Consider the following 25,004-nt stretch of genomic DNA (forward strand, 5'->3'; position numbering starts at 1 on the left):
GGGCGAGCTCAAGCCTCGGCGGTGGTCTCCTCCAAGAGGAGATAGCCGGCCAGCATGCGTTTGAGCTCGGCGACGGTGAGGTCGTGGTCGTGGCCGTCCTGGACGGAGAAGCTCAGGACCGAGTACGCAGTGTGCACGAGGACCTGCGACATCATCTCCCGGCGCGTGCGCTGGGTCGGTGTCAGCGGCGCGAGGATGCGGGCGACCTGCTCGGCGAGGACGCGTTCGTTCAGCGATGCGGTGGCACGGGTGGCCGGTGTGGACTGGACGGCCAACCAGACCGCCCGTCGTGACGGATCGTCGCGCCAGAGCGCGGCGAGGTGATCGAGGAACTTCTCGAGCAGATGCGGCCACTCGAGCGACGGGATCTCCGTTGCGAACGCGGCCAATTCCTCACGGACGTCCACGGTGTCCATGCGATCGAGCTCGCACACGATGACGTACTTGTTCGCGAAGTACTGATACAGGGTGCCGATCGGCACCTCCGCGCGAGAGGCGATCTCCTCGCACGTGAGCGACTCGAACCCGACCTCGATCAGCAGCTCCCGCGCCGACGACAACATCGCCGAGAACTTCTTCTTGCTGCGTTCCTGCGTCGGCCGCTTGCGAGGGACCAGCGGCTCGGCGACTGACGTGGACATGATGATCGTCGGCGGGTGTCAGACGGACAGGTCTCGACGGAGCTTCGCGACGTGCCCGGTGGCGCGCACGTTGTACTGGGCGGCCTCGATCGTGCCGTCCTCGCCGACGAGGAACGTCGACCGGATCACGCCCGTGACTGTCTTCCCGTACATCTTCTTCTCACCGAACGCGCCCCATTCGGTCAGCACCTTCTTGTCCGGGTCGGACAGGAGCGGAAAGGTCAGGCCCTCGTCGGCGACAAAGGTCGCGAGTTTGGCCGGCTTGTCGGGGGAGATGCCGACGACGTCGATCCCCGCGCCCCCGAGCTCTGCGAGATTGTCGCGGAAATCACACGCCTGCTTGGTGCACCCCGGAGTGGAGGCCGCCGGATAGAAATAGACGATGACCTTGCGGCCTGCGTAATCGGACAGGGAAACCGGTGTGTCCTGGGCGTCGGGAAGCGTGAACGCGGGAGCCTTGTCCCCGACGGACAACCTCGTGGTCGCTGGCATACCGTCAGGCTAGTCGATCGGGTCGACGGTCCGTTCTGTCCGGGCACGTACGGAATGTCGGGATGGCGCCGTTCGCCCGCACCCGCCGACGACACCGAACGTCCTGCACACGCCGGTGAACACGGCCGTATGCCGTAGTCTCGAATGGTCGATCACGGCGTCGGGGCGCTCGGGCGGCGCCGTGGGGTCGGACCCGATCTGCCGACATCACGCCCAGGCGCCACCGGCACGACGCCGACATCACGAACGACGCCGACAACACTTGGGAGGAATCACGTGGCCGGGGATACCGAACGTATCGAGCAGGACATCGCGCAGGCGCGTGAAGATCTGGCCAAGACGCTTGACGCGCTGGCCGACCGCGCGAACCCGCAGCGGCTCGCCGACGACGCCAAGAACAAGGCACTCGCGACCCTGAGCCTTCCGGCCGTGCGGTACGCGCTGGCCGGTGTGGGGGTACTGGTCGCGGTCGTGGTGGTGCGGAAGATCACCCGGTGAGATCGGCTCGACAATCGGCCGCGACGCTGTGCGCCCGTCACCGTGCTTTGGGTGCTGCGCTCGTCGGACTGACGGTCGCCGCATTGGCCGGCTGCTCGACCGCTCCCGAGTACCCGGACACCATCACCGACGCGCAGAGCCTGGATTCGCTGGCACAGCCGACCATCTCGGTGACGGGATGGCGGGACACGCCGATGAACGACAAGGCGGTCGGGGTGATGCCGGGTGCGCCGATCACGGTGACCGCACACGAGGGCAATCTCTCGTCGGTGGTCGTCTCCGGACCGGACGGACCGGTCGCGGGGAAGGTCTCCTCCGACGGCGCCCGCTGGGTGTCGAGTGACCCGTTGGACTTCGGGGCCGACTACACGCTCACGGCGACCGCGCGCGGCCTCGACGGTCAGGGCGCGCGGAAGATCGGCTTCACCACGGCGTCCGCCGGCTCGTTGGCCGACGCCTCGACGGTGACCTCCGACGGCGAGACCGTCGGCATCGGCCAACCGGTGGCGATCAATTTCGACACCCCGATCGTCGACAAGCGCAACGCGCAGAACGCGATCAAGGTGACCACCGATCCGCCCGTCGAGGGCGCCTTCTACTGGCTCAACGACAGCATGGTGCGGTGGCGGCCCCAGCACTTCTGGAAGCCGGGGACCAAGGTCCACGTCGCGGTCAAGACCAAGGGCATCGACCTCGGCGACGGGGTCTTCGGCGACAACAACATGTCGTCCGACTTCACCGTCGGTCGCAGCTTCGTCGCGGTCGCCGATGACAAGACCAAGCAGATCACCGTCTCGGTGAACGGCACGGTCGTCAAGACGATGCCGACGTCGATGGGCAAGGACTCGACGCCGACGAACAACGGCACGTACATCGTCGCCGAACGTGAACCCAGCGTGATCATGGACTCGTCGACCTATGGCGTCCCGGTCAACTCGCCGGAGGGATACAAGGAGACCGTCTACGACGCGACCCGAATCTCGTTCAGCGGCATCTATGTCCACGCCGCGCCGTGGTCGCTCGGTGATCAGGGCGTCGACGACGTCAGCAACGGCTGCCTCAACGTGAGCACGGAGAACGCCGAGTGGTTCCTGAACCACTCGCTGCGTGGAGACGTCGTGATCGCGAAAAACACTGTCGGTCCACCGCTTCCGGGCGACGACGGGCTCGGCGACTGGAACGTGCCGTGGTCGGTGTGGAAGAAGGGCAACGCGTGAGCGCGACCTGACCGACCCGTGCGGAGGGCCTCGCGAACAGGCGATTTCACTTCTGTCGCCGCGACATGTAAGGTTCGTTCTCGCACCGGCAAGCGCCATTAGCTCAATTGGCAGAGCAGCTGACTCTTAATCAGCGGGTTCGGGGTTCGAGTCCCTGATGGCGCACCACCACACAAGACGCCCCGCCTCGACGCGGGGCGTCTTTCGTGTCGATCGGAGGTCCGCGCTGATCGGTCCCGCTCGGCGCTCTTCGTCGACAGGCCGGGGACTCGGACAAACCGGTCGCGAAACGTCTCGTACACTAGTGGCCGAACCGTGCAACCGGGGGGGATACGTCGTCGCTGACGTCGCGCGGGTCGATGGTCGGTGCTTACTAGGTTGGAGGGTCATGGGGATCGGTCGTACCCGCACAGGGGGTCGTTCGCCGCTCGCGCTCGTCGGCATTCTCGCCGCGGTCGTCGCAATGGTGTCGGCATGTTCGCAAGACCCGACGTACTCGTCGGATGTGCAGAGTTCCAGTCTGATCGACGACATGCTCAAGCCGGGCGTCGCGATCACCGAGTGGTCGGACAAGCCGCTCGCCGATCAGGCGGTGGGGGTCCAGCCGGGCGCGCCGATCACGGTCGCGGCCCGCGAGGGTTCGATCACCGACGTGCGCATCCCGAAGGCCGACGGGTCGCCGGTGAAGGGCACACTCTCCGAGGACGGCACGACGTGGACCAGCGCGGAACCGCTGGGCTACAACCGCACCTACACCCTCCAGGCGGACGCCGTGGGTATCGGCGGCAAGAGCACCAAGCGTGTCTCGTTCACCACGCAGGCGCCGAACAACCTGACGCAGGCTTACCTCACGCCGTCGCCCAACGAGACCGTCGGCGTCGGGCAGCCCGTCGCGGTGAAGTTCGACGAGCCCATCCCGAACAAGAAGGCCGCCCAGCAGGCCATCAAGATCACCACCGATCCACCGACCGAGGGCGCGTTCTACTGGATCAGCGAATCGGAGGTGCGCTGGCGTCCGCAGGAGTACTGGAAGCCCGGCACCAAGGTCAACGTCGCCGTCAACACCTACGGCATCAACCTCGGCGACGGGCTGTTCGGTCAAGAGAACGTCCGGACCAATTTCCGCATCGGGCGTTCGATGATCATCACCGCCGACGACAACACCAAGCAGGTCGTGTTCAACCAGGACGGCAAGGTGATCCGCACGATGCCGACCTCGATGGGCAAGTCGGGCGACGAGACCGACAACGGTGTCTACCTCGTGTCGGACAAGCACGACCACATCATCATGGACTCCTCGACCTATGGCGTGCCGATCAACTCCTCGAACGGCTACCGCACCCCGGTCGACTATGCGACCCGAATGTCCTACAGTGGCATCTTCTTCCACTCGGCACCCTGGTCGGTCTGGGCGCAGGGCAACACCAACACCAGTCACGGTTGCCTGAATCTCAGTCCCGACAACGCGCTGTGGGTCATGAAGAACACCCTGCGCGGTGACCCGGTCGTCGTGAAGAACACCTCCGGGGGTGTCCTGTCGGGTACCGACGGACTCGGCGACTGGAACATCCCGTGGAGCGTGTGGTCGAAAGGCAATGCCTGACCCGTCCGTCGTGACATGAGCGCATCACCATGAACGCACGACGACCCTGCCGGACCGAGCGGACCGGCAGGGTCGTCGGCGTTTCGCCCCGACCGATCCGGTGGATCGCTGCCGCCGCAGGCTCGTGCTGATGGTGCCACCGACCACTGTTACGATCGCCGGTGACAGCAACGCCGACGACAAGGGTGCACAACGACATGGCCGACCGCTCCTCCTGGGAAACCGATGACCTGACCGCCTTGCGTGACCTCGCTCGCAGCTTCTGCGAGAAGGAGATCAAGCCGAACATCGAGAAGTTCATCGAGCAGCATCATGTCGATCGCGACCTGTGGAACAAGGCGGGGGACCTCGGTCTCCTGTGCATGTCGATCCCCGAGGAATACGGCGGCGGGGGAGGTACCTTCGCGCACGAGGCCGTCCTGATCGAGGAGCAGGCGCGCATCGCCGATTCGTCGTGGGGCGCGAGCCTGCACAACGGCATCGTCGCGCACTACCTTCTCGCCTACGGATCCGAGGAGCAGAAGAAGGCCTGGCTGCCGAAATTGGCCAGCGGCGAGGTGGTCGGTGCGATCGCGATGACCGAACCCGGCACCGGCTCGGATCTGCAGAACGTCAAGACCAAGGCGATCCAGCAGGGCGACGAGTACGTCATCGACGGCTCGAAGACCTTCATCACCAACGGCGGCCAGGCCGACCTGATCATCGTCGTGGCCAAAACGGATGTGAGCGAGGGTGCGAAGGGCATCTCACTGATCCTCGTCGAGGCCGATCGCGAGGGATTCCGCCGCGGACGCATCTTGGACAAGGTGGGGCAGCGCGGTCAGGACACCTCGGAGCTGTTCTTCGACGGGGTGCGCGTGCCGACCTCGAATCTGCTCGGCGCCGAGGAGGGGCAGGGCTTCATCCAGCTGATGCAGCAGCTTCCCCAGGAACGCCTCATCATCGCGGTGGCGTCGGTCGCCGGGATGGAGGCCGCGGTCGCGCAGACGATCGAATACACCAAGGACCGCACCGCTTTCGGCCGGCCGATCTTCGGGTTCCAGAACACCAAGTTCAAACTCGCCGAGGCCGCCACCGAGACGCGGATCGCGCGCGTGTTCGTCGACGACTGCATCACCAAGCACCTCGACGGGGCCCTCGACATCCCGACGGTCGCGATGGCGAAGTGGTGGACCAGCGACCGGGCGATGGTCGTCGCCGACGAATGCCTCCAGCTCTTCGGCGGCTACGGGTACATGAACGAGTACCCGATCGCCCGGATGTGGGCGGACAACCGAGTGCAGAAGATCTATGCCGGGACCAACGAGATCATGAAGGAGATCATCGCCCGCTCTCTGTGAGCAGTCGTCGTTCAGCCGGGCAGTCCGAGCACCGAGATGCCGTCGCGGTACATCGCCCACTGCTCTCGCTTGTCCAGGACGGGCCAGACGTTCTGGACGTAGCCGTTGAGGGTGGCCATCGCCCCGACCACCGGCACTCCCGCGGTGATGAAGTCGACGACCCCGCGCCGGATGTGGTTGGGGTCGGTGACGATCACGGCACTGCCCGCGCCGATCCGACGCATCAGCATCGCCGACTGCACCGCGTTGCCCGCCGTCGAGGTGGCGCGGTGCTCGGCGTGTACGCGAGAGGCCGGTAGGCCGTGCCGGATCAGCCAGGCGCGCATCGCGGCCGCCTCGGTGATCCCGCGCTTCGGGTTTCCGCCGGTCACGATCACCGGGGATCCGGGCGCCATGAACGCCTGGCCGAGACCGGTCGTGAGCCGGCCGATCAACTCGGGACGCATCGCCCCGTCCGGCAGGAGTCCGTACCCCAGGATGACCACGGCCGTCCGGGGCCCGATGATGGCCGGCAGCGGGTTCGGCGGGGTCAGGGACTGGGAGAGAATCGCGTTGAGCAGTGTGTCCACGCGACCACGTTTGCCGGCGTCGATCGCCCCCAGTCGCGCGAGCGAGTCGTTCTTGGTGATCAGGTCGTAGCCGTAATCGGCATAGATGGCGCGCAGCGCGAGCGCGTTCGTGTCCCGCGGATTCGTTCGCAGCGCGGTGTTGAGATGGCCGATCGCGACGTACGGGTTGCCGGAGTTGAACGCGGTCGCCGCACGCTTGTAGTCGGCGGCCGGGGCGGCGTGTGCGGGCGCCGCGACGGCCAGACCGCCGGCGATCGCGACGGTCATCACGAGGGTGGCGATCGTGCGCAGAAGTGTCTTCATTGTGACAACAGTAAACAGATGTGGCTGAAGTGAATAATGAGTTTACGGTTTCGCTATCGCTTCGTGTCGAGCTCGCAAGGTCTTCCCGGTGATACATTCCTCCTGATCACACCGAGGGGATGCCCGACATGACCGTGCGTACCGCATGCTGGACGGCGGTCTGCGCTGCGGCGACGACGGCCTGCCTGGCGGGCGTGATCAGTCCGGTGGCCACCGCCGCGCCGAGGCCGTTGCCCAGCTCGGGGTGCGTCGTCGATCTCCCGCCCGCGCCGTCTGCGAAACCGTTCGATCCGCGTGATCTGATCCCACGATTGCCCGATCACATCGGGATACCGCTGCCGTACCCACGCATTCTTCCGGTGCCCGAGCCGCAGTCGCCGGAGAAGCCGCCGGTGCGCATCCCCTCCCAGCCGCCGCCGACGAATCCGTGCACGGACCCGTGTCCGGACATCACCGACCCGCCGAAGCCGAAGGCCGACCGTCCGGCGCTCTCCATCGAGTTCCCCAAGATCACTCTCGATCCGGCACCCAAGGACATCCCGGTCCCGGTGCCGAACCCGAACCCGGCACCCATCCCACCGCCGCCGCCCGCCGTCGACCCGGGCAGCGAACGTGCGCCCGTGACGATGAAGCCGCGCCCGCCCCGCGTGCGCGACGTCGACCTCGTGTCCACTCTGACGGGCAAGGGATCAACGAGTCGGACCGACAAACGCTGGCAGATCAACGGAACCGATCTCGGCATCATGTGGGAGTCGCGCCCGGGACAGATCGCCGTCGCGTTCGGGGACACCTTCGGCCGTGGCTTCCGCCCGCCGGGCGCCAACGGACGGGATTGGCGCAGCAACGTTCTGGGCTTCAGCTCGGACCGGAAACTCGACGACGGCATGTCGATCGACACGATGGTCCAGGACAGCCGATGCCATGCGGCGCAGGTGCTGAGTGCGCGACACATCGACCGATATGAGATGACCACCATCCCGACCTCGGGCTTCGCGATCGGGGACCGGCAGTACATGAGCTACATGTCGGTGCGCACCTGGGGGCCGATCCCCGGCGTGTGGCTGACCAACTACGGCGGTCTGGCCTACTCCGACGATCACGGGTCGACGTGGACCAAGGACCCGCATGCGCGCTGGGACAACGTCTTCGGGACCAGCCAGTTCCAGGTGTCGTCGATGGTCCCACAGGGCGACCACGTCTACATGTTCGGGACGCCCAACTCGCGCATCGGATCGGTCGGACTGGCGCGTGTACGCACCGACCGGGTGCTGAACAAGACCGCCTATCAGTACTGGCGTGACGGGCGTTGGGTGCCGGCGCGCGACGGCAACGTGGCATCGCCGCTGTTCTTCGGCCCGGCCGGCGAGCTGTCGGCGCGATACGACGCCGCCTCGGCCCGTTGGCAACTCAGCTATCTGGACGCAGTGCGCGGATCGATTGTGTTGCGCACTGCCCGGACGCCTCAGGGGGTGTGGTCCGAACCCGCAGAGCTGGTGCACTCCGCGCGCTACGCCCAGCTCTACGGCGGGTTCCTGCACCCATGGTCGAGCGGCAGGGACCTGTACTTCACGATGTCGACGTGGACGGAGTACAACGTCTCGCTGATGCGCGCCGCCATCGGGTGACGCGCATCAGCGAGGACGGGGGTGTTACGGCGTGTTGATCCAGGTCAGGATCGCCTGTCCGGCCTGAGGATCGCCGTTGTTGATCCCGACGGCGGCGCCGATCGCCGCGCCGACCCCGGCGCCCCAGATGCAGCCGACGATGACCAGGCAGCCGACGATGAGACCGACGATCGCGCCGACCGCGGTGGCGACGCCGCCGCCGCGGTTCCAGCCGTTGTTGATGTGCCAGATCATCTTCTGGTAGGCCCGATCCTTCTTGGCCGACACAGGATGGACACCTGCCGCGATGGCCGCCCGTGTCTGTGGGGTGATCACCGGGGTGAACGTGGCCGACGTCCGGTCGGCACTGACGTTCGCGCGCAACGGGACCACAGCGCCACCCATCGGGATCGTCAGCGCCACGCGATCGATCGTGCGGCCGTCCGGATCGACGACGGTGAGTTCGTCGCCCGCGGGAGTGGGGATGAATGTCGCGTTGCGCAGGACCGAGGTGATCGATCCGCCGTCGCCGCCGGCCGACGTGAGGTGCGAGGGGGTGCCCGTGGACGGGGCTCCGTGTGCGGTTGCCGTGGCGACGACGGTGAGTGTGGATGCGGCGATGGCGACGATGGCCAGAAAGACGAGCCTGACGAGTTTCATGCGAATCCGATTCGTGTGATGGATGATGCAGGGGCGGTGGATGACTGGGTCGATCTGCCGGTCAGCTTACCGTGAGTCCGGACATTTCCGACACCGTGCGGCGTTCGGTCATCGGAGTGTTCACCCGATGCTGAAGGTGGCTGTGGTGCCGGTGAACGGCCGGGTGGTCCCGTCCGGCCTACGGGCGTCGCCGTGGTAACGGATACGGAATCGTCCGGCGGTGCCCGATGGTGTCGTCCACTCGATCCGGATCACCGAGGCCTCCGGCTGACCCGCCGGTCTCCGCCACCGCAGTTCGGTCTCCCAGTCGTTGTCGGTCGCGATCGTCGACCAGTTCGTCCCGGAGCGACGCTGCACCTCTAGATAGGTGCCGCCGGTGTGGAAGTCATTGGTCGGATGCGCGCCGACGAACTCGGCGGCCACCACTGCGCCGGGCCGGTGCCGGCCGGCCGACTGCTGCAGGACGTCACCGAACCGGCGACCCGTCACCGGACGGTCGGCGGGAACCGGCGGCAGGAGGTCCGGCTGGAATCCGGACTTGTCGAGCGGGGCCGGCCCCCGCGACACGGTCGAACCGGCGGCCATCGCGGCCGCCAGGGTGTGGAACTCCTGCATGTACGCCGACAGAGTCCACCGGCCGTACTGGGTCTCGCCGCCCTCGTACTGCTGGGCGTCGTACTCCTCGGGGGTCGTGACGTACTGCGTGTACGCGTTGGAATATCCCTGCACGAGCACGGTGTCCATCGACACCTTGAGCGCGTCCGCGACCACCCGGCGCAGCCGGAGACCGGCGACGATGGTCACCTCGGCGGGAACCCCGATCAAGACGAGCTCGCCGATCCGCATGATCTGCAGCGGCACCACATGCGGGATCCACGGCGCCGGCGGCAGCAGACCGAGCGGGAAGAGGACGAGCTTGGGCGCCTGCATGTCGCGGATCCATGGCGAGACCGGCGGACGGCGATCGCCGCCGAACGCGGTCACCACCGGATTCGTCATGCCCTCCTTCAGGAACGGGAGCTGCGACTTCCAGTTGTCCTCGGTGCTGGTCGCCGCTGCTGCCGCGCCCATCATCGCCGGGGTCGTCGAGACCCGTCTGCCTTCCGGCGTGTAGATGCCGTCGATGGACACCGCGGACATGTCGACATAGCGCACGATGGAGTCGACACCGCCACGGCTCATTGGTCGCGCGCCGTCGAAAGCGGCTCGGCCCGAGCGGTATTGGCGTTCGCCGATGATCTCGCAGTTGCGTTTGTTGTTGTCGGTCGGCCCGCCCGGGTGCATCTTGACCAGGTCGAGGTTGGGGGTCATGTCACCGCTGTTGGTCTGCGGGAAGGCGGCGACGAAGCCGGGCCGCGTGCTCTCCCACCGGTAGCTGGCGTAGCCCTTGTTGTCGCCGGCGATGAGGCGGTTGCGGTCGGTGAGTGACGTGCCGTGGGTCGAGAACCAGGTGATCGCACCGACATCCGTGCCTCCCTGGCGCAGCCGCAGCACCGTGACGCCTGGATCGATCGCTCCCGGGAACTCCTTGCGATCCGAACCGGGATTGAGGTCGAAGGCCACCTTCGAGCGGTTCCGGCTCGCATTGTGCAGCTCATCACGACCGAGTGCGATGCTGCCCGGCGCGAGATTCTCGTGTGCGCGCACGATGGCGGTGAAGATCCCGTCGAGCTCGGCGGCGTATGAGTTCTTCTTGAACCCGTAGGCCGCCAGCGAGTAGGCGAAGTCCCATGCCGTCCCGCCGCAGGACGCGTGCGTGTGGGTGGCGTTGAGATTGACGTTGCGCTCGGAGTAGAGATCGCCGAAACGCGCTCGCAGCCGGGGCATGAGACCCATGTGATGCGACTGGAACACACAGGCGATGTCGCTGGTCACGAAGACCACGCGGTCACCGGTGGACCGGTCGACCACGATGTAGGCGCGCGCCCAGCACCTCTGCAACAGGCCTTCGGCGACCTGGTCCGCGTCGGAGTACCCCATCATGCCCTGGCCGGCGATCGCGCCGGTCACGTCGGCGATCCCACACCCGACGAGGAAGTCGGTGGATCCCGCCGGGGCCGCCCCGTCCACCCCGTTCGGCGCCGCATGCGCGACCGGCTGACCGGTCACGAGTGCGACGCCGCCCCCGACGGCGGTTGCGGCGGCCCCGGCGAGAAGCTGTCGGCGACTCACGTCCATGGTCGTTCCCCCTTGTGTTCGAGCCTGTTTCGCGGTGTCGCGGTAGGTCTGACGCGTCTCACCGGACGTCGTCTGCGGTCAGTGATGGTCGCCCACGTGGCCGAGTAGGAGCGTCACCGTCGCCTCGGCGATCCGATCGCAGATGGTTCGGTCGCGGGTGTTGAGGTAGGCGAGCGTGATGCCATCCGTCGCGGCGACGACCAGGGGTGCCAGCTCTGCGGTCGGCCGGTCCCATCCGACACCGGCCTGATCGGCGGCGACCTCGAGACCGTCGGCAATCGCGTCGTAGTACCGCTGGTACATGTTCGCGCCGAGCTCGGCGAGGCCGCTCGTCTGACGCGCGTACTGATTCAGCGAGATCATCGCCTGCTCCCGCTCTGGATCGGCGACCACACCGTCGATGTACCCGGAGAGGCTCTCCTGCAACATGATCCGGATGCCACCGGGTCCGCGCTCGGCCCCTGCGGCCGCCGTCCCCAGCGCCGTGGCGATGACGGCCAACTCGGTGTCGGTGCCCCGCGTCACCAGTGCGGCGAGCAGGTCGTCGCGGGACTCGAAGACGTAATGGAATGTCGACAGCGTCACTCCGGCCTCGGCGCTGATGGCCCGAGTCGTCGCCCCGTCCACTCCACGGCGTGCGATGACACGGAAGGCGGACTCGAGCAACAGTTCCCGACGTTTCTCGACCGGCATTCTGGCCACGGGGTTCTCCTCGGATCGCAGACCGGACCGGCGCGTGACGAGCGGTCGGGTCGATGGATGCTGCTCAGCGCAGCGCGGTGAGCACCTCGCGGGCGGCGCGCTGTCCGGACCGGACGGCGCCGTCCATGTAGCCGGTCCAGTAGTCGGCGGTCTCCGTGCCGGCCCAGTGGATCGGGCCTACCGGTTCGCGCAGCGCCGGGCCGTGTCGGGTGAGGGTGCCGGGCGAGCTGACGGCGACGGGGCCACCGCGGGACCATTCCTCGAGGTCCCATTTGAAGATCCCGTAGTCGAGCAGGTCGCGCGCCTCGGGCCCGAAGTAGTCGACGAAGTTGGCGATGCATTCGCGGACGATCTGGCTCTCGGGTGCCGTGTCGAGGCGGCGCATCGCATCGGCCGAGATGAATCCCATCAAGATGTGGCGATTGTCGGCGTAGCTCTCGAAGGTCACGTCGATCGGCCGGCCGTTGCCGAAGACCTGACCGGAGAAGCCCTTGTCGCGCCAGAACGGACGCCGGTACACCGCGGCGAACTTGCTGACCGCACCCATGTGGTACCCGCGGGTCAGGCCGACCCGCGCAGCGGGCAGGCCCGGCGAGTAGCGGATCTGGCCGCTGATGGCCGGCGACATCGCGACGATCACCCTGCGTCCCCGGAAGGTCCCACGATCGGTGGTGACCGAGGCGACCGGACCGGCGTGGTCGATGGCCCGGACCGGGGCGTTGTACACGACACGCGAACCGAGCGCGGCCGCCATGCGCAACGGGATCAGTGCCGCACCACCCTCGAAGAGGCTCTCCTGCGCGCCGCCGTCCGTGCTGAGCAACCGGATGAGGGTGCCGGGATTGTTCTCGTCGCCGGAGGCGGCGATGTAGTTGATGAAGTACAGCGCCGACACCTCGTCGGGCCGGACGGACAGCGGTGCCGACATGGCGACGCTCGTGAGCATCCGCGCGGTCGGATCCGAGGTGACCGCGTCGGTGTACTGCTTCCACGTGATCGCGTCGAGACGGCGTGCGTCGGGGTGGCGCCAGGGCTCACCGACGGGGAACGGGAGGAGTGCCTCCGCCTGGGCGCGGGCGAGCGCAGGAAGTGCCTGGAGCGTGGAGAATTCGGCGGGCAGCGGCAGCGCCGCGGGCATCCGAGTGCCGGTGTCGGTGTTCCAGAAGACGCTGTCGCCCTGGTTGTAGGTCCGGATGGTCCGGACGTCGTGTTCGCGTGCCAACGCGGCGATGTGGGTCTGGGTGGGCCCGATGAACTCGGCGCCGGCGTCGAGCGTGGCGCCGACCCGCGGGGTGGAGATGTTGTGGACACGGCCTCCGGCGCGTTCGCGGGCCTCCAGCACCACCACCGACGCCCCGGACGCGACCAGCGACTTCGCGGCGGCCAGTCCGGAGAGTCCGCCCCCGATGACGATCGCATCGACGACGCCGGCCGGTGCGGCATCGGCGTGTCCGCCACCGCTCGTCGCTCCCGCCGTGATCGCCAGTCCGGCCGCACCGAGGGTTCCCCCCATGAATGTCCGACGTGAAACCCCTTGACCCATGGACGTTTCCGTTCTCTGACGGCTGCCGTTCCCCCGAAGTGACATAGAGGGGACGATAGCTCTCACATGTTTAGGTCACTTGACCTGAAGTAACGGCAGGGTAACAGGTCAATGTGGCCCGCGTCACGAGGTGGGTAAGATCGGTTGCTGTGTCACATTGCGGCACCGCAGATGCAAGATCCACCTCGGGAGCCGAGGTGGATCAGGGGAGGGGGCGACGACGGAGGCGACGCGAGGCGCCGCCGATCGAGATCATTTGTGCTTCTTGATGACCTTCTCGACCTCATCGGCGTCGATGTTCTTCGCGACGAGCTTGCCGTTCTTGGCCTTGCGCACCGAGTACAGTCCGTCCTTCTTCGCGTGGGCGACGTGCAGTCCGGCCTTCTTCGCGGCCTTGTTCAGATCCTCGAGCATGCGCGGGATCGTACGGGATGGACATGAACAGCCGATGTCGTCTGTCCGGTGTGGCGCGCGCTGGGAGGGAGCGCAGGGTGGGTCAGACCCCGACGCGCTCGCGGGTGCGGATGATCAGTGCGTCGACCGCGGCCGGGGTGGTGGCGAACGAGGTGACGAATCGCGCGACGCCGGGCTCCGGGTGACTGTCGTAGAACACGAAGCCGTCGTCGCGGAGCCCCGACATCACCGCGTCGGACATTCGGCAGAACACGATGTTGGCGCCGCCGCTGCCCTGCACCTCGACCCCCGGCGTGTCGCGCAGCGCTGCGTCGAGGCGGCGGGCCATGGCATTGGCGTGACGTGCGTTGCGGAGCCAGAGGTCGTCGGTGAGGTAGGCGTCGAGTTGCGCCGACTGGAACCGCATCTTGGACGTGAGTTGCCCGGCGCGCTTGACGCGGAAGGCGAGTTCGGTGGCGAGCGTGCGATCGAACGACACCACCGCGTCGGTGGTGAGTCCGCCGTTCTTGGTGATGCCGAAGGACAGGATGTCGACACCGGCTCGCCATGTCATCTCCGCGGGTGTGGTGTCCAGGGAGACAAGGGCATTGGTGAACCGGGCGCCGTCGAGGTGGACGCGCAGCCCCGCCTCGTGGGCGATGCCGGTCAGCTCGCGAATCTCGTCGAGGGTGTAGACCGAGCCGGTCTCGGTGGCCTGGGTGATACTCAGGACCTGCGGCTGGGTGCTGTGGACGACGCCGGCTCCCGCCCGCGCGGCGTGGGCGAGTGCCGCAGGATCGATCTTGCCGTCGGGGCCGTCGAGCGGGATCAGCTTGCCGCCGGCGGTGAAGAACTCCGGAGCGCCGCACTCGTCGTAGAAGACGTGGCTGTCGCGATGGCACAACACCGAACCCCACGGCGACAGGAGGCTGGCCAGGGCGAGTCCGTTGGCGGCCGAGCCGGTCGACACGCAGTGGACGTCGGCATCGTGCTCGAATGCCTCGACGACCTTGGCGCGCGCGGACGCGGTGACGGGATCGTCGCCGTAACCGACGTGGCCGTCAGCGGATACGCGGGCGATCGCATCGATGATCTCCGCGGAGGCGCCGACCGCGTTGTCGCTGGCGAACGTCCGATCGAGGGGGTGGCCAGTGGGCGCATCGACCGTTGCAGACATGCCGACCAGTGTAGGTGGACGATGATGCGTCAGAGTGAGCCGGAGATGTCACCAGCGGCAAGCAGGGCAACGAGTATCGGGACGACGTGGGTCGGCGCGACGACGAACTCGTTGCGTCCGCTCTTGGTCACGATCGAGGCTGCGGTGAGTGTCTTCAGATGGTGATAGAGCTGGCCCGACGTCCCGAATTCGCCGGTCTCCTGGAGCTCGGAGACCGACGCCGCGCCACGCAGCAGGAACCGGACGACCGACAGTCGCACGGGATGTCCGAGAGCGGCGAACACCGCGGCAAGGGTCTCCGCGGGCAGCCCGATCGTGGACTCCGTGTCGTAGCGGATGTCCCAGCGCACCGGCCCACCGAGATCGACCGTGCCGGAGTATCCGATGGTCCCGGCCCGGTGCGACTCCACGCCGTCATCGGCTGCAGTCGGCGAATCCCTCGGGCCGGCGTCGTCGGCGTGGCCCGCGACGCCGACGACGTGCTCGAGGTGACCCACCCTCGCGGTGAGGTCGCGAATGCGGGACTCGGCATCGCTCACGACGCGCAATCCAGCGCTCGGGCGAAGGCGGGCTCGGTGAGTGCGCGCAGCAGCATCTCCTGGTGGGCGAAGTCGTTGCGAGAGGCGTCGGCCGCCGACAGGTTGCGCACCATCACCGTCCCGACGCCGGTCCGGCCGTCGGCGCCGCGGTACTCGAACACGTCGGTGAGCACGCCGGGCAGACTCCCGCCCTTGAACCCGAGCGTCCCACCGTCCGGCTGCGGTCCCTGGTATTCGAGGATCTCGCGCGCGATGGGCGCACCGGGGCCGAACGTGCCGTCGGAGAGGGCGCCGATGAGGGCGGAGAGAGCGCGCGGTGTCGCGCGGATGGGCGAATCGCTCTGCGGGGCTGTCAGATCGGCGGTTCGCAGAGCGTCGAGCCGGGCTCGCGCGTAGTCGACATCGGTGGTGTAGCGCTGCGCCGCGCGGTCGCGGTCGGCGGCGGTCCGCAGGGTGGGATCGACGGTGCCCAGGTACATGCCGAGGAGGCTGGGCGCGTCGTCGCCGATCCCGTAGCGCCGCATGATCGCTGCCAGGGTGTCGTCGCCGAGTCGGTCACGGAAGAGATCCGGTGCCGCCGAGTCGGAGAAGCGGATCATGACGTCGGCCAGTTGCCGGTAGGACACCGGCCGGTCGGGCTGTGTGGCGACGCCATTGCGTTCCGGTATGCCGAGGTACGCCAGCGAACGGCGGTGTGCACCACCGTCGATGGGGAAGTACCACCTCTCCCATTCGCCGACGGTCACCGTGTCGTCGGGCCGGAACTTCTGCGTGGCAACGCCGTCGGCGTACGCGGCGAGGTGGACCAGCTTGATCGCCGACGCGGTCGGAAACGGTTTGTCCGCGTTGTGTTCGATGACCCGCCCGTCGGTGGCCGTCACGCTCACTCCGACGTCCTCGGGATGGGCGGCGAGGTAGCCGAGCCATCCGTCGGCGGTGCCGACATCGGCGGGCGGGGTCGGTGCACAGGTGGCTGCCGCGTCCTGCGTCGGCGACGTGTCCTCGTCCGAGGTCGTGGCACATCCACCGACGAGTGCCCCGATCAGTGCTGCGGCAGCGAGTTCCTTGCGCACGATGGCAATCCTCCGTAGTTACGTAATCTCGAAACTATCGGACGGCGGGCGGTGGCTGCAAGGGGAGTCCAGGTGAAACGAACACTGCCCCCACCTGCGGTGCAGGTTGGGGGCAGTGCGGTCGGGGTGGATGACGGGACTCGAACCCGCGACAGCCAGGATCACAACCTGGTGCTCTACCAACTGAACTACATCCACCATTGGCGTCCGATACCCAGGATCTCTCACCGGGTCCCAGAGCCAGAGTCATACTCTAGCGGGTCGGGTGCTCCGAACTCCAATCGGTTACGGTCTCGCGTGTTCAGGCAGGTCCGAGGTCATTGACGATGGTGGTGAGGTCGTCGACATCGGGTCCCGGCCCGGCGACGAAGGCGGCGGCGCGGTAGTACTTCAGTTCGCGGATCGACTCGCGGATGTCGGCCAGGGCCCGATGGGCGAGGCCCTTCTCGGGCTGCCCGAAGTAGATCTTGGGGTACCAGCGCCGGCAGAGTTCCTTGATGGAACTGACGTCGACCATGCGGTAGTGCAGGTACGCATCGAGTTCGGGCATGTCCCGGGCGATGAACCCGCGGTCGGTGGCGATCGAATTGCCCGCCAGCGGGACGGCGCCGGCGGTGGTGACCTGGGTCCGGATGTAGTCGAGCACCTGCTTCTCCGCTTCCGCGACCGAGACGGTCGACGCACGGACCTCGTCGGTGAGTCCGGACGCCGCATGCATCTTCGTCACCACGTCGGGCATCGCCGCGAGGTCGTCGTCGGAGGCATGGATGACGATGTCGACACCGTCACCGAGGATGTTGAGGTCACTGTCGGTGACGAGGGCGGCGATCTCGATCAACTTGTCCGATTCGAGTCGCAGACCGGTCATCTCGCAGTCGATCCACACGAGTTTGTCCTGCATCCGGTCAACCTTAGTCGTCGTGAGCGTTCGCGCGGTGGCGCGACGGCTATTGTTTGCTGTGGTGCACGAGCTGATACGACCATGTGGATGAGAGGACAGCTGTTGTGACCGATCCCGACACCGCTGCGACGACGATCGCCGCCGGATACGCGTTCGACTCGACGTCACTGGAGCTGGGAACCGTGTCGGTCGACGGACACGCCGACCCGGCTGCCCGTGTGCGGATCCCGCTGTCGATGATGAACCGCCACGGGTTGGTGGCCGGGGCGACCGGTACCGGCAAGACCAAGTCGCTTCAGCTCATCGCGGAACAGTTGTCCGCCAACGGTGTCCCGGTGGTGATGGCCGACATCAAGGGAGATCTCTCCGGTCTGAGCAGGCCCGGGACCACGAACGACAAGATAGCCGAGCGGGCGACGCAGACCGGTGACGAGTGGCAACCGGCCTCGTACCCGGTCGAGTTCGTGTCCCTGGGCTCCGAAGGGATCGGGGTCCCGGTCCGCGCCACCATCACGTCGTTCGGGCCCATCCTGCTGAGCAAGGTGCTGGGTCTCAATGCCACCCAGGAGTCCACGCTCGGACTCATCTTCCACTGGGCCGACCAGAAGGGCCTGCCCCTCCTCGACCTGAAGGATCTGCGGGCGGTGATCGCCCATCTCGCGAGCGACGAGGGCAAACCCGAGCTGAAGGCGATCGGTGGTGTGTCCACTGCGACGGCCGGTGTCATCCTGCGTGCGCTGACCAATCTCGAGGCCGACGGCGGCGACACCTTCTTCGGGGAGCCCGAGATCGAGCCCACCGATCTCATCCGGGCGGCGCCGGACGGCCGCGGAATCATCACTCTGTTCGAACTCGGCGCGCAGTCCGCGCGTCCGGCCCTGTTCTCGACATTCCTGATGTGGATTCTCGCCGACCTGTTCGAATTCCTCCCGGAGGTCGGCGATCTCGACAAGCCGAAGCTCGTCTTCATCTTCGACGAGGCCCACCTGCTGCTCGACGACGCGTCGAAGGCATTCACCGAACAGGTCGAGCAGACCGTCAAACTCATCCGTTCCAAAGGGGTGGGCGTGTTCTTCTGCTCGCAGCTCCCGACCGATATCCCGAATGCGGTTCTCTCCCAACTGGGTGCGCGTATCCAGCACGCGTTGCGAGCGTTCACGCCCGACGATCAGAAGGCGTTGTCGAAGACCGTGAAGACCTATCCGGTCTCCGAAGTCTACGAGATCGACAAGGCGCTCACGTCATTGGGGACCGGCGAGGCGATCGTCACCGTGTTGTCGGAGAAGGGTGCACCCACGCCGGTGGCGTGGACCGTGGTCCGGGCTCCACGATCGTCCATGGAAGCCATTGGCGCCGAGGGCATCACCGCCGCCGCGAAGGCGAGTGCGCTGTACGCGAAGTACGGAACTGCAATCGACCGCGAATCGGCCTACGAGAAATTGGCGGCGAACACCCTGTCACCGGACGAACCCGGGGACGCACCGCCACCGCCACCGCCGCCAGTGCCCGCGCCTGACCCGACGTCGGAACAACCGGGCATGCTGACCGAGGTGCTGACGAGCAAGCCCGTGCAGAGCTTTCTCCGCTCGGCCGCGTCGGCGGCCGGCCGCGAGTTCAGCAGGGCGATCTTCGGGACGGGTCGTCGGCGACGACGCTGACCGGCTCGACTCAGGAGTCGCCGCCGAGTTTGCGGTAGAACGACCCGACGATCGGCGCGACGACGGCGCGCGGACTGTACCCCCCGGCGACCGACATCGCCTTGGACAGAGCGCCCGGCACGACACGCATCTTGTTGTGCTCCAGCGCATCCAGACTCATCTCCGCAACCCGCGCACTGGAATGCCACAGGAAGTCGGGAACCATGCGGTCGACGATGGATGCGTCTTCGAGTGCAGGTGTCTCGGTGCGGACCGGACCCGGCGCGAGAAGTGTGATGTGGACACCGCGGTCGCCGACCTCGCCACGTAGCGATTCGCTGAACGTGTTGACGAACGCCTTGCTGGCCGCATAGGTGGCGTTGTTCGGGATCGGCATGTTGCCGGCCGCCGATCCCACCATCAGGATGCCGCCGGACCCGCGGTGCACCATCTGGGGCAGCACGGCGAGAGTCAGATCGTGGACCGCGGTCACGTTGAGCCGGACCTGGGCACGCTCGTACTCCGGATCGAGGTCACTGACCGGACCGAACGTGGCGATCCCTGCGTTGTTGCAGAGGATCGAGATCTCGCGGTCGGCGAGCTCGGCGGCGAGCACCTCGAGAGCGCACGGATCGGACAGGTCCACCGCCCGCACCTCGGTGTGCACGCCGTGCTGGGTGCGGATCCGTCCGGCAAGTTCTTCGAGGACGTCACCGCGGCGGGCGACCAGGATCAGCGAGTGTCCGCGGGCTGCGAGGGCCCATGCGAGTTCCATCCCGATTCCCGACGAGGCACCCGAGACCACGGCGCGAGCGGAGTCGGAGGCGGCAGGTAGCGGCATGCTGTCGACTCTAGTCGGGCCGCCACTCGGAGACGGCCCGCAGCCCCGACGCTACGTGGGCGTCAGACGGAAGACCCTCATCGGACGATCGGTGCGCCCGCGGTAGACCTCGTACACGGTGACCATCTTCTCGAACTCGCCCACGATTCGATCGCGCTCGGGACCGTCGAGCAGGGTGGCCGAGGCCTCGATGTCGGTGCCCGCCGTGTTGACCCAGCATATGGGCTGAGCCAGGAGATTCCACGTCCACGCCGGATGCTCCTCCTGCCCGAAGTTGGAGCCGATGACGAACAGGTCGGGATCGTCGCGGACATAGATCAGCGGTGACGTCCGCTTCTCGCCGGACCGGCGCCCGATGGTCGTGAGGAGAACGGTCGGTGCACCGATCGGTCCCAAGGCGGTGAGCCGTCCGCCGGTGGCGCGCAGGAGACGTCGATCGAGCGGGACGAGGGTGCGGATCACCCAGGAGCCGAACGGCGTGCCGGCCAGGGCGACCATCGGGCGACGGAGCGGGCTCGATTCGGTGCCCCATCGTCGGTCTGGGAACTCAGACCCCATCGTTGACTCCTGTCCACACGTCGACGGCGGCGGCACCTCGAGGGGACCTGCCCGATCGAGTGTGCCACCGCCGTCACGTCGTCGGACGTCGTTTGGTGAATGTCTTTCTGTGTCAGGCGATTCCCGCGGCCACCTCGGTGCCCTGTCGGATCGCGCGCTTGGCGTCGAGTTCGGCGGCGAGATCGGCGCCCCCGATCACGTGGGTCGTGACGCCCGCGACGGTCAGCGGGTCGACGAGTTCGCGGACCGATTCCTGACCGGCGCACACGACGATGTTGTCGACCTCGAGGATGCGGGTCTCGATGACGGTGCCGTCCTCATCGCGGAAGCTCAGGTGCAGACCGGCGTCGTCGATCCTGTCGTAGTTGGCGCCCGAGATCTGTTCGACGCCCTTCATCTTGACGGTCGCCCGGTGGACCCAGCCGCTCGTCTTGCCGAGTGTCTTGCCCTGTCGACCCGACTTGCGCTGCACGAGGTAGACCTCGCGGATCGCGGGCAGCGGTCGCGGCTTGGTGACGAAACCGGGCTTGGAGAGGTCCTCACTGACGCCCCATTCCTGTTCCCACTCCTTCAGGTTCAGGGTGGGGGACTCATCGACGGTGAGGAACTCGGTCACGTCGAAACCGATTCCGCCGGCACCGATCACGGCAACCCGCTTGCCGATCTCCCGGTGGCCGAGCACAGCCTCGGCATAGGACATCACCATCGGGTGCTCGATTCCCGGGATCTGCGGGATGCGCGGCGTCACGCCCGTTGCGACGATCACCTCGTCGAACTTGCGCTCGATGATCTCGTCGGCGGTGATCCGCGTGTTCAGATGGACGGTGACCGCGGCGAGGTCGAGCTGGCGGGTGAAGTAGCGGATCGTCTCGTTGAACTCTTCCTTGCCGGGAATCCGTGCGGCGATGGAGAACTGGCCGCCGATGTGCTCACCCGCCTCGAAGAGGTCGACCTTGTGTCCGCGCTGTGCGGCCGAGACCGCGGCCGACAGTCCGGCGGGGCCGGCGCCGACGACGGCGACCCGCTTGGCGCGGCGGGTCGCTCCCAGCGTCAGGGTGGTCTCGCGGCCCGCGCGCGGATTCAGCAGGCAGGAGACCTTCTTGCCGACGAACGCGTGGTCGAGGCAGGCCTGGTTGCAGCCGATGCATGTGTTGATCTCGTCGGAGCGTCCGGACTCGGCCTTGTCCGCGAAATCAGGGTCGGCGAGCAGCGGTCGCGCCATCGAGATCGCATCGACCTTCCCGCGCTCGAGGATCTCCTCCGCGACCTCGGGGGTGTTGATGCGGTTGCTGGCGATCAGCGGGATCGAGACCTCGTCTCGCAGTCGCTCGGTGAACTTGACGAATGCGGCGCGCGGCACCGACGTGACGATCGTCGGGACGCCCGCCTCGTGCCAGCCGATGTCGGTGTTGATCGCGTCGACCCCGTACTCCTCGGCCTTGCGCGCCATCAGCGCGATCTCGTCCCAGGTCTGACCCTTGCGCACGAAGTCGGCGATCGACTGCCGCAGGATCACCGGGAAGTCGCGCGGTACCTGTCGGCGGATCTCCTTGATGATCTCGACGAGGAACCGCTGCCGGTTCTCGGTCGATCCACCCCACTTGTCGGTGCGGTCGTTGGTGTGCGGGCAGAGGAACTGATTGATCAGATAGCCTTCACCGCCCATGATCTCGACGGCGTCGTAGCCGGCCTTGCGGGCGAGCTTCGCGGATCTGCCGAACGACTTGATCACGTGCCGGATGATGGCGTCGGTCATTTTCAGGTGTTTGAAGGGGTGGATCGGGGACGGCTCGGAGCCGGCGGCGACCTTGAACGGCGTGTACCCGTAGCGTCCGGCGTGGATCAGCTGCATCGCGATCTTGCCGTCCTCGCGGTGCACCGCACTCGTGATCCGACGGTGACGCGCGACGTCGGCGACATTGGTCATCTTGCCGGCGAACGGGAGCAGCAATCCGGTCCGGGACGTACCGAACCCACCGGTGATGATGAGTCCCACTCCGCCACGGGCACGTTCGGCGTAATACGCGGCCAACTTGTCGGTGTCCCAGATCCGGTCCTCGAGTCCGGTGTGCATTGACCCCATGACGAGGCGGTTCTTCAGGGTCGTGCCGCCGAGCTGCATCGGCTCGAACAGGCGCGGGTAGTGCGGATTCGGTGCGGCCGTGTGGGCTGACATGGCGGACCTTTCCTCTCGGTGTGATCGACCGGGATGCCCGGTCAGGCGGACAGCTCTCGTTCCAGGGCGACGATGACCTCGTCGCACCATTCGATGAAGCCTTCTTCTTGGCGGATCCCGCCGCGGAGCACCAGATACTGGTGGAGTTTGCGGCCGATGAGTGCATCCGGGTCGGGATAGAAGTTCTCCTGGAAGCCGATGTACAGCTTCAGTTGTGCGAGGTGCTCGTCGCGGTGGACCTTCAGCTCGCCGATCACGGCGGCGAGGTCCCCGAACTCCGCGGCACGCAGCTTGACACCGAGGTCACTGCGGAGCGGCTGGACCGGTGTGGGACTCACTGCCCACTCCGACAACACCTTCCGGCCCTCGGATGAGATCGTGTAGACCTTCTTGTCCGGACGTCCGTCCTGGCTGACCGACTCGAAACTCACCAGTCCGTCGGAGTGCAGCTTCTTCAGCGTCCGATAGATCTGCTGATGCGTCGCCGACCAGAAGTAGCCGATGGACCGGTCGAACTGCTGGCCGATCTCGTATCCCGTCCCGGGGCGCTCGGCCAGCGACACGAGAATCGCATGCTCGAGCGCCATGCCAGAAAGCTAGCACTGCACCGACGTTTTATGCAACAGGGTTCATATGCACTTGGTTGCGTATGAACTTGAGTGGCTCCTCAGATTGAGTGCCTGTTCGCGGGTCGTCAGTCGTCCGTCGCGCAGTTCGACGACGTCGTCGGCGATGTCGGTGACGCGTGGGTCGTGTGTGATGAGCAGGGTCGACCTGCCTTGCGCCAGTCGCCGGAGAGGCTCGAGGATGCGCTGCGCGGTCTCGTCGTCGAGCCCGGAGGTCGGTTCGTCGAGTACGAGGACGGGGCTGTCCCGCAGGATCGCTCGCGCCATGGCGATCCGTTGTCGCTGACCACCGGACAGGGTCAGGCCGTCCTCGTCGAGCGCCGTGTCGTAGCCGTCGGGGAGTTCGTTGATGAACGAATCGGCGTCGGCGGCCAGTGCGGCACCGATGATCTCGGTGCGGCTCGCGTCGGGGCGGCCATAGGCGATGTTGTCCGCGACGGTCGTCGCCTTGATGACGGGTTGCTGCGGCAGGAGCGTCACGTGGTCGCGGATCGATTGTCCGGTCAGGTCGGCGTAGACCTTCTCGCCCAACATGATGGTGCCCGTGTCGGGACTGTCGAAGCGGCACAGCAGGGAGGCGAGCGTGGATTTCCCGGCGCCACTGGGACCGACGAGCGCAGTGATCCGGCCGGGATGAAGGTCGAGCGACACGCGATCGAGCACGGTGGCGTCGCCGCGGCGCAGCGTGACATCGCGGACCGAGACCGTGTGGTCGAGTCCGGAGTGCGCAACCGCGTCGTCGCGGTCGGCGTCGGTGGGGGTGAGGTCGAGGAGCTCGGCGATCCGTTCTGCGCTCACCGCGGCTGACGCGAGCGACAACCGGACCTCGGCGAGTTCCTGCATCTTCGGATAGAGCATGCCGAGATAGCCGGTGAGAGCGAGCAACTGGCCGACGCTGAGCGACCCCTGACGGACCTGCCAGACCCCGGCGACCGCGATGGCGAGGGTGACGACGACCTGACCGAAGCCCATCACCGCACCGAATCCGGCCTCGATCCTGGTCTGCGACAGGCGCGCCCCGCGCCAGGCCACACCGTGGCGATGCAGCCGGGCGTGTTCACGGCGCTGCTGGTTGTAGGCGACCGCGGTCTCGTGACCGCTGAGTGCGCTCTGTACGGCGACGGCGATGTCGGCGTTGGCGGTCCGTTCGTCGCGGGTGACCACGGTCTGGCGACGTCCGTAGAAGGCGGAGACGGCCCAGAGCACGGGCACCGCGGCGATCGCGACCAGGGCGACCTGCCAGCTCATGATGAGTGCGGCGACCACGAGTCCGACGGTGTTGGTAATCGCGACGATGAACTGCATCACCCCGGAGCCGATCAGGTACTCCACGGCCTCGAGGTCGCTCGAGTGGCGGGTCACCATGTCGCCCAGACCGAATCGACGGTGGATGACCGGATTGAGTCGTTGCACGTGGGCGAACAGTCCGTCGCGCAGGCGCAGGACCACTCTCTCGGATATGGCGACCGCGAACACCTGGCCGTAGTAGTCGGCGCCGGTGGAGATCGCCGTGATCAGCAGCCACACGGCGGCGAGTCGGGCGAACGCGATCGTGCTGTCGGCGGACAGCGCACCGTCGATCACGTCGGACAGTACGAAGATGGCGAGGATCTCGCAGGCTGTCGCGATGAGGAGAAGTGTTGCGGCAAGGGCGAATCGGGAGCCCTCGCCCCGGAGTGCCGGAAGAAATCGGCGGTAGGCCTCGCGTGCGGTCATCGAAGTTGTCCGATCGG

The 25,004-nt window shown here is 66.9% G+C and carries 23 protein-coding genes and 2 tRNA genes; 7 read left to right on the forward strand and 18 right to left on the reverse strand.

Annotated features, from left to right (window positions below):
- Positions 1–8: 8 nt before the first annotated feature.
- Complete coding sequence (locus QSJ19_RS03340) at positions 9–641, reverse strand: TetR/AcrR family transcriptional regulator (protein ID WP_286318294.1); 633 nt, start codon at positions 639–641, stop codon at positions 9–11.
- Between the two features lie 18 nt (positions 642–659).
- Positions 660–1,133 (reverse strand): thioredoxin-dependent thiol peroxidase, encoded by a 474-nt coding sequence (gene bcp, locus QSJ19_RS03345; protein ID WP_286318295.1) that lies wholly within the window; start codon positions 1,131–1,133, stop codon positions 660–662.
- Between the two features lie 276 nt (positions 1,134–1,409).
- Here bcp and QSJ19_RS03350 point away from each other — a divergent pair, with 276 nt between their 5' ends.
- The 5 genes from QSJ19_RS03350 to QSJ19_RS03370 all read left to right on the forward strand — a co-directional run bounded on the left by QSJ19_RS03350 (position 1,410) and on the right by QSJ19_RS03370 (position 5,791).
- Complete coding sequence (locus tag QSJ19_RS03350; protein WP_286318296.1) at positions 1,410–1,631, forward strand: DUF3618 domain-containing protein; 222 nt, start codon at positions 1,410–1,412, stop codon at positions 1,629–1,631.
- Complete coding sequence (locus tag QSJ19_RS03355; protein ID WP_502876083.1) at positions 1,628–2,848, forward strand: L,D-transpeptidase; 1,221 nt, start codon at positions 1,628–1,630, stop codon at positions 2,846–2,848. The genes QSJ19_RS03350 and QSJ19_RS03355 overlap by 4 nt, the downstream gene beginning before the upstream one ends.
- Positions 2,849–2,940: 92 nt before the next feature.
- Positions 2,941–3,016 (forward strand) — tRNA-Lys (locus tag QSJ19_RS03360).
- Between the two features lie 220 nt (positions 3,017–3,236).
- A complete protein-coding gene (locus tag QSJ19_RS03365; RefSeq protein WP_286318297.1) occupies positions 3,237–4,451 on the forward strand; it encodes a L,D-transpeptidase in 1,215 nt (404 codons plus the stop codon).
- A gap of 197 nt (positions 4,452–4,648) precedes the next feature.
- Positions 4,649–5,791: an acyl-CoA dehydrogenase family protein gene (locus QSJ19_RS03370; protein ID WP_286318521.1), complete on the forward strand. Its 1,143-nt coding sequence runs from the start codon at positions 4,649–4,651 to the stop codon at positions 5,789–5,791.
- An 11-nt stretch (positions 5,792–5,802) separates the two neighbouring features.
- Here QSJ19_RS03370 and QSJ19_RS03375 read toward each other — a convergent pair whose 3' ends face one another.
- Complete coding sequence (locus QSJ19_RS03375) at positions 5,803–6,663, reverse strand: YdcF family protein (RefSeq protein ID WP_286318298.1); 861 nt, start codon at positions 6,661–6,663, stop codon at positions 5,803–5,805.
- Positions 6,664–6,791: 128 nt separating this feature from the next.
- Between QSJ19_RS03375 and QSJ19_RS03380 the strand changes: the two genes are divergently transcribed.
- Positions 6,792–8,288 carry a glycoside hydrolase family 183 protein gene (locus tag QSJ19_RS03380; RefSeq protein ID WP_286318299.1) on the forward strand — a complete coding sequence of 499 codons (1,497 nt, stop codon included), beginning with the start codon at positions 6,792–6,794 and terminating at the stop codon, positions 8,286–8,288.
- A gap of 24 nt (positions 8,289–8,312) precedes the next feature.
- Here QSJ19_RS03380 and QSJ19_RS03385 read toward each other — a convergent pair whose 3' ends face one another.
- From QSJ19_RS03385 to orn, 10 genes are all read right to left on the reverse strand, one after another.
- The gene (locus tag QSJ19_RS03385) at positions 8,313–8,927 is read right to left on the reverse strand and encodes a DUF8020 domain-containing protein (protein WP_286318300.1); all 615 of its coding nucleotides are present in this window, start codon (positions 8,925–8,927) and stop codon (positions 8,313–8,315) included.
- 120 nt (positions 8,928–9,047) lie between these two features.
- Positions 9,048–11,105: a neutral/alkaline ceramidase gene (locus QSJ19_RS03390; RefSeq protein ID WP_286318301.1), complete on the reverse strand. Its 2,058-nt coding sequence runs from the start codon at positions 11,103–11,105 to the stop codon at positions 9,048–9,050.
- Positions 11,106–11,183: 78 nt separating this feature from the next.
- Positions 11,184–11,798, reverse strand: a complete 615-nt coding sequence (locus QSJ19_RS03395; RefSeq protein WP_286318524.1) for a TetR/AcrR family transcriptional regulator — start codon at positions 11,796–11,798, stop codon at positions 11,184–11,186.
- Positions 11,799–11,871: 73 nt separating this feature from the next.
- Entirely contained in the window at positions 11,872–13,350 is a 1,479-nt protein-coding gene (locus QSJ19_RS03400) for a flavin monoamine oxidase family protein (RefSeq protein ID WP_286318302.1), read from the reverse strand.
- Positions 13,351–13,602: 252 nt separating this feature from the next.
- Positions 13,603–13,764 carry a hypothetical protein gene (locus QSJ19_RS03405; RefSeq protein WP_187583870.1) on the reverse strand — a complete coding sequence of 54 codons (162 nt, stop codon included), beginning with the start codon at positions 13,762–13,764 and terminating at the stop codon, positions 13,603–13,605.
- A gap of 82 nt (positions 13,765–13,846) precedes the next feature.
- A complete protein-coding gene (locus tag QSJ19_RS03410; RefSeq protein ID WP_286318303.1) occupies positions 13,847–14,920 on the reverse strand; it encodes a threonine aldolase family protein in 1,074 nt (357 codons plus the stop codon).
- Between the two features lie 29 nt (positions 14,921–14,949).
- Positions 14,950–15,459: an ArsR/SmtB family transcription factor gene (locus QSJ19_RS03415; RefSeq protein WP_286318304.1), complete on the reverse strand. Its 510-nt coding sequence runs from the start codon at positions 15,457–15,459 to the stop codon at positions 14,950–14,952.
- On the reverse strand, positions 15,456–16,532 hold the full coding sequence (locus tag QSJ19_RS03420; protein ID WP_286318305.1) for a serine hydrolase: 1,077 nt from the start codon (positions 16,530–16,532) through the stop codon (positions 15,456–15,458). The genes QSJ19_RS03415 and QSJ19_RS03420 overlap by 4 nt, the downstream gene beginning before the upstream one ends.
- A 125-nt stretch (positions 16,533–16,657) precedes the next feature.
- Positions 16,658–16,730: transfer RNA gene (locus QSJ19_RS03425), tRNA-His, on the reverse strand.
- Positions 16,731–16,833: 103 nt separating this feature from the next.
- The gene (gene orn, locus QSJ19_RS03430) at positions 16,834–17,433 is read right to left on the reverse strand and encodes an oligoribonuclease (RefSeq protein WP_286318306.1); all 600 of its coding nucleotides are present in this window, start codon (positions 17,431–17,433) and stop codon (positions 16,834–16,836) included.
- Positions 17,434–17,537: 104 nt separating this feature from the next.
- Here orn and QSJ19_RS03435 point away from each other — a divergent pair, with 104 nt between their 5' ends.
- On the forward strand, positions 17,538–19,091 hold the full coding sequence (locus tag QSJ19_RS03435; RefSeq protein ID WP_286318307.1) for a helicase HerA-like domain-containing protein: 1,554 nt from the start codon (positions 17,538–17,540) through the stop codon (positions 19,089–19,091).
- A 10-nt stretch (positions 19,092–19,101) separates the two neighbouring features.
- Here QSJ19_RS03435 and cmrA read toward each other — a convergent pair whose 3' ends face one another.
- The 5 genes from cmrA to QSJ19_RS03460 form a co-directional block, all read right to left on the reverse strand.
- Positions 19,102–19,911 carry a mycolate reductase gene (gene cmrA / locus QSJ19_RS03440; protein WP_286318308.1) on the reverse strand — a complete coding sequence of 270 codons (810 nt, stop codon included), beginning with the start codon at positions 19,909–19,911 and terminating at the stop codon, positions 19,102–19,104.
- A 51-nt stretch (positions 19,912–19,962) separates the two neighbouring features.
- Entirely contained in the window at positions 19,963–20,469 is a 507-nt protein-coding gene (locus QSJ19_RS03445; RefSeq protein ID WP_286318309.1) for a nitroreductase/quinone reductase family protein, read from the reverse strand.
- A 112-nt stretch (positions 20,470–20,581) separates the two neighbouring features.
- Entirely contained in the window at positions 20,582–22,645 is a 2,064-nt protein-coding gene (locus QSJ19_RS03450) for an NADPH-dependent 2,4-dienoyl-CoA reductase (protein ID WP_286318310.1), read from the reverse strand.
- Between the two features lie 41 nt (positions 22,646–22,686).
- The gene (locus QSJ19_RS03455) at positions 22,687–23,232 is read right to left on the reverse strand and encodes a PadR family transcriptional regulator (protein ID WP_286318311.1); all 546 of its coding nucleotides are present in this window, start codon (positions 23,230–23,232) and stop codon (positions 22,687–22,689) included.
- 42 nt (positions 23,233–23,274) lie between these two features.
- Complete coding sequence (locus tag QSJ19_RS03460) at positions 23,275–24,987, reverse strand: ABC transporter ATP-binding protein (protein ID WP_286318312.1); 1,713 nt, start codon at positions 24,985–24,987, stop codon at positions 23,275–23,277.
- Positions 24,988–25,004 lie beyond the last annotated feature (17 nt).

Source organism: Gordonia sp. ABSL11-1, assembly GCF_030315685.1.
Taxonomy (GTDB): Bacteria; Actinomycetota; Actinomycetes; order Mycobacteriales; family Mycobacteriaceae; genus Gordonia.

What these genes read in the sequence shown, in the direction of transcription:
- QSJ19_RS03370 (WP_286318521.1), top strand. Translation starts at nt 4,649, where the DNA reads ATGGCCGACCGCTCCTCCTGGGAAACCGATGACCTGACCGCCTTGCGT.
- QSJ19_RS03460 (WP_286318312.1), bottom strand. Translation starts at nt 24,987, where the DNA reads ATGACCGCACGCGAGGCCTACCGCCGATTTCTTCCGGCACTCCGGGGC.
- bcp (WP_286318295.1), bottom strand. Translation starts at nt 1,133, where the DNA reads ATGCCAGCGACCACGAGGTTGTCCGTCGGGGACAAGGCTCCCGCGTTC.
- QSJ19_RS03395 (WP_286318524.1), bottom strand. Translation starts at nt 11,798, where the DNA reads ATGCCGGTCGAGAAACGTCGGGAACTGTTGCTCGAGTCCGCCTTCCGT.
- cmrA (WP_286318308.1), bottom strand. Translation starts at nt 19,911, where the DNA reads ATGCCGCTACCTGCCGCCTCCGACTCCGCTCGCGCCGTGGTCTCGGGT.
- QSJ19_RS03400 (WP_286318302.1), bottom strand. Translation starts at nt 13,350, where the DNA reads ATGGGTCAAGGGGTTTCACGTCGGACATTCATGGGGGGAACCCTCGGT.
- orn (WP_286318306.1), bottom strand. Translation starts at nt 17,433, where the DNA reads ATGCAGGACAAACTCGTGTGGATCGACTGCGAGATGACCGGTCTGCGA.
- QSJ19_RS03390 (WP_286318301.1), bottom strand. Translation starts at nt 11,105, where the DNA reads ATGGACGTGAGTCGCCGACAGCTTCTCGCCGGGGCCGCCGCAACCGCC.
- QSJ19_RS03410 (WP_286318303.1), bottom strand. Translation starts at nt 14,920, where the DNA reads ATGTCTGCAACGGTCGATGCGCCCACTGGCCACCCCCTCGATCGGACG.
- QSJ19_RS03405 (WP_187583870.1), bottom strand. Translation starts at nt 13,764, where the DNA reads ATGCTCGAGGATCTGAACAAGGCCGCGAAGAAGGCCGGACTGCACGTC.
- QSJ19_RS03380 (WP_286318299.1), top strand. Translation starts at nt 6,792, where the DNA reads ATGACCGTGCGTACCGCATGCTGGACGGCGGTCTGCGCTGCGGCGACG.
- QSJ19_RS03365 (WP_286318297.1), top strand. Translation starts at nt 3,237, where the DNA reads ATGGGGATCGGTCGTACCCGCACAGGGGGTCGTTCGCCGCTCGCGCTC.
- QSJ19_RS03375 (WP_286318298.1), bottom strand. Translation starts at nt 6,663, where the DNA reads ATGAAGACACTTCTGCGCACGATCGCCACCCTCGTGATGACCGTCGCG.
- QSJ19_RS03445 (WP_286318309.1), bottom strand. Translation starts at nt 20,469, where the DNA reads ATGGGGTCTGAGTTCCCAGACCGACGATGGGGCACCGAATCGAGCCCG.
- QSJ19_RS03340 (WP_286318294.1), bottom strand. Translation starts at nt 641, where the DNA reads ATGTCCACGTCAGTCGCCGAGCCGCTGGTCCCTCGCAAGCGGCCGACG.
- QSJ19_RS03450 (WP_286318310.1), bottom strand. Translation starts at nt 22,645, where the DNA reads ATGTCAGCCCACACGGCCGCACCGAATCCGCACTACCCGCGCCTGTTC.
- QSJ19_RS03455 (WP_286318311.1), bottom strand. Translation starts at nt 23,232, where the DNA reads ATGGCGCTCGAGCATGCGATTCTCGTGTCGCTGGCCGAGCGCCCCGGG.
- QSJ19_RS03385 (WP_286318300.1), bottom strand. Translation starts at nt 8,927, where the DNA reads ATGAAACTCGTCAGGCTCGTCTTTCTGGCCATCGTCGCCATCGCCGCA.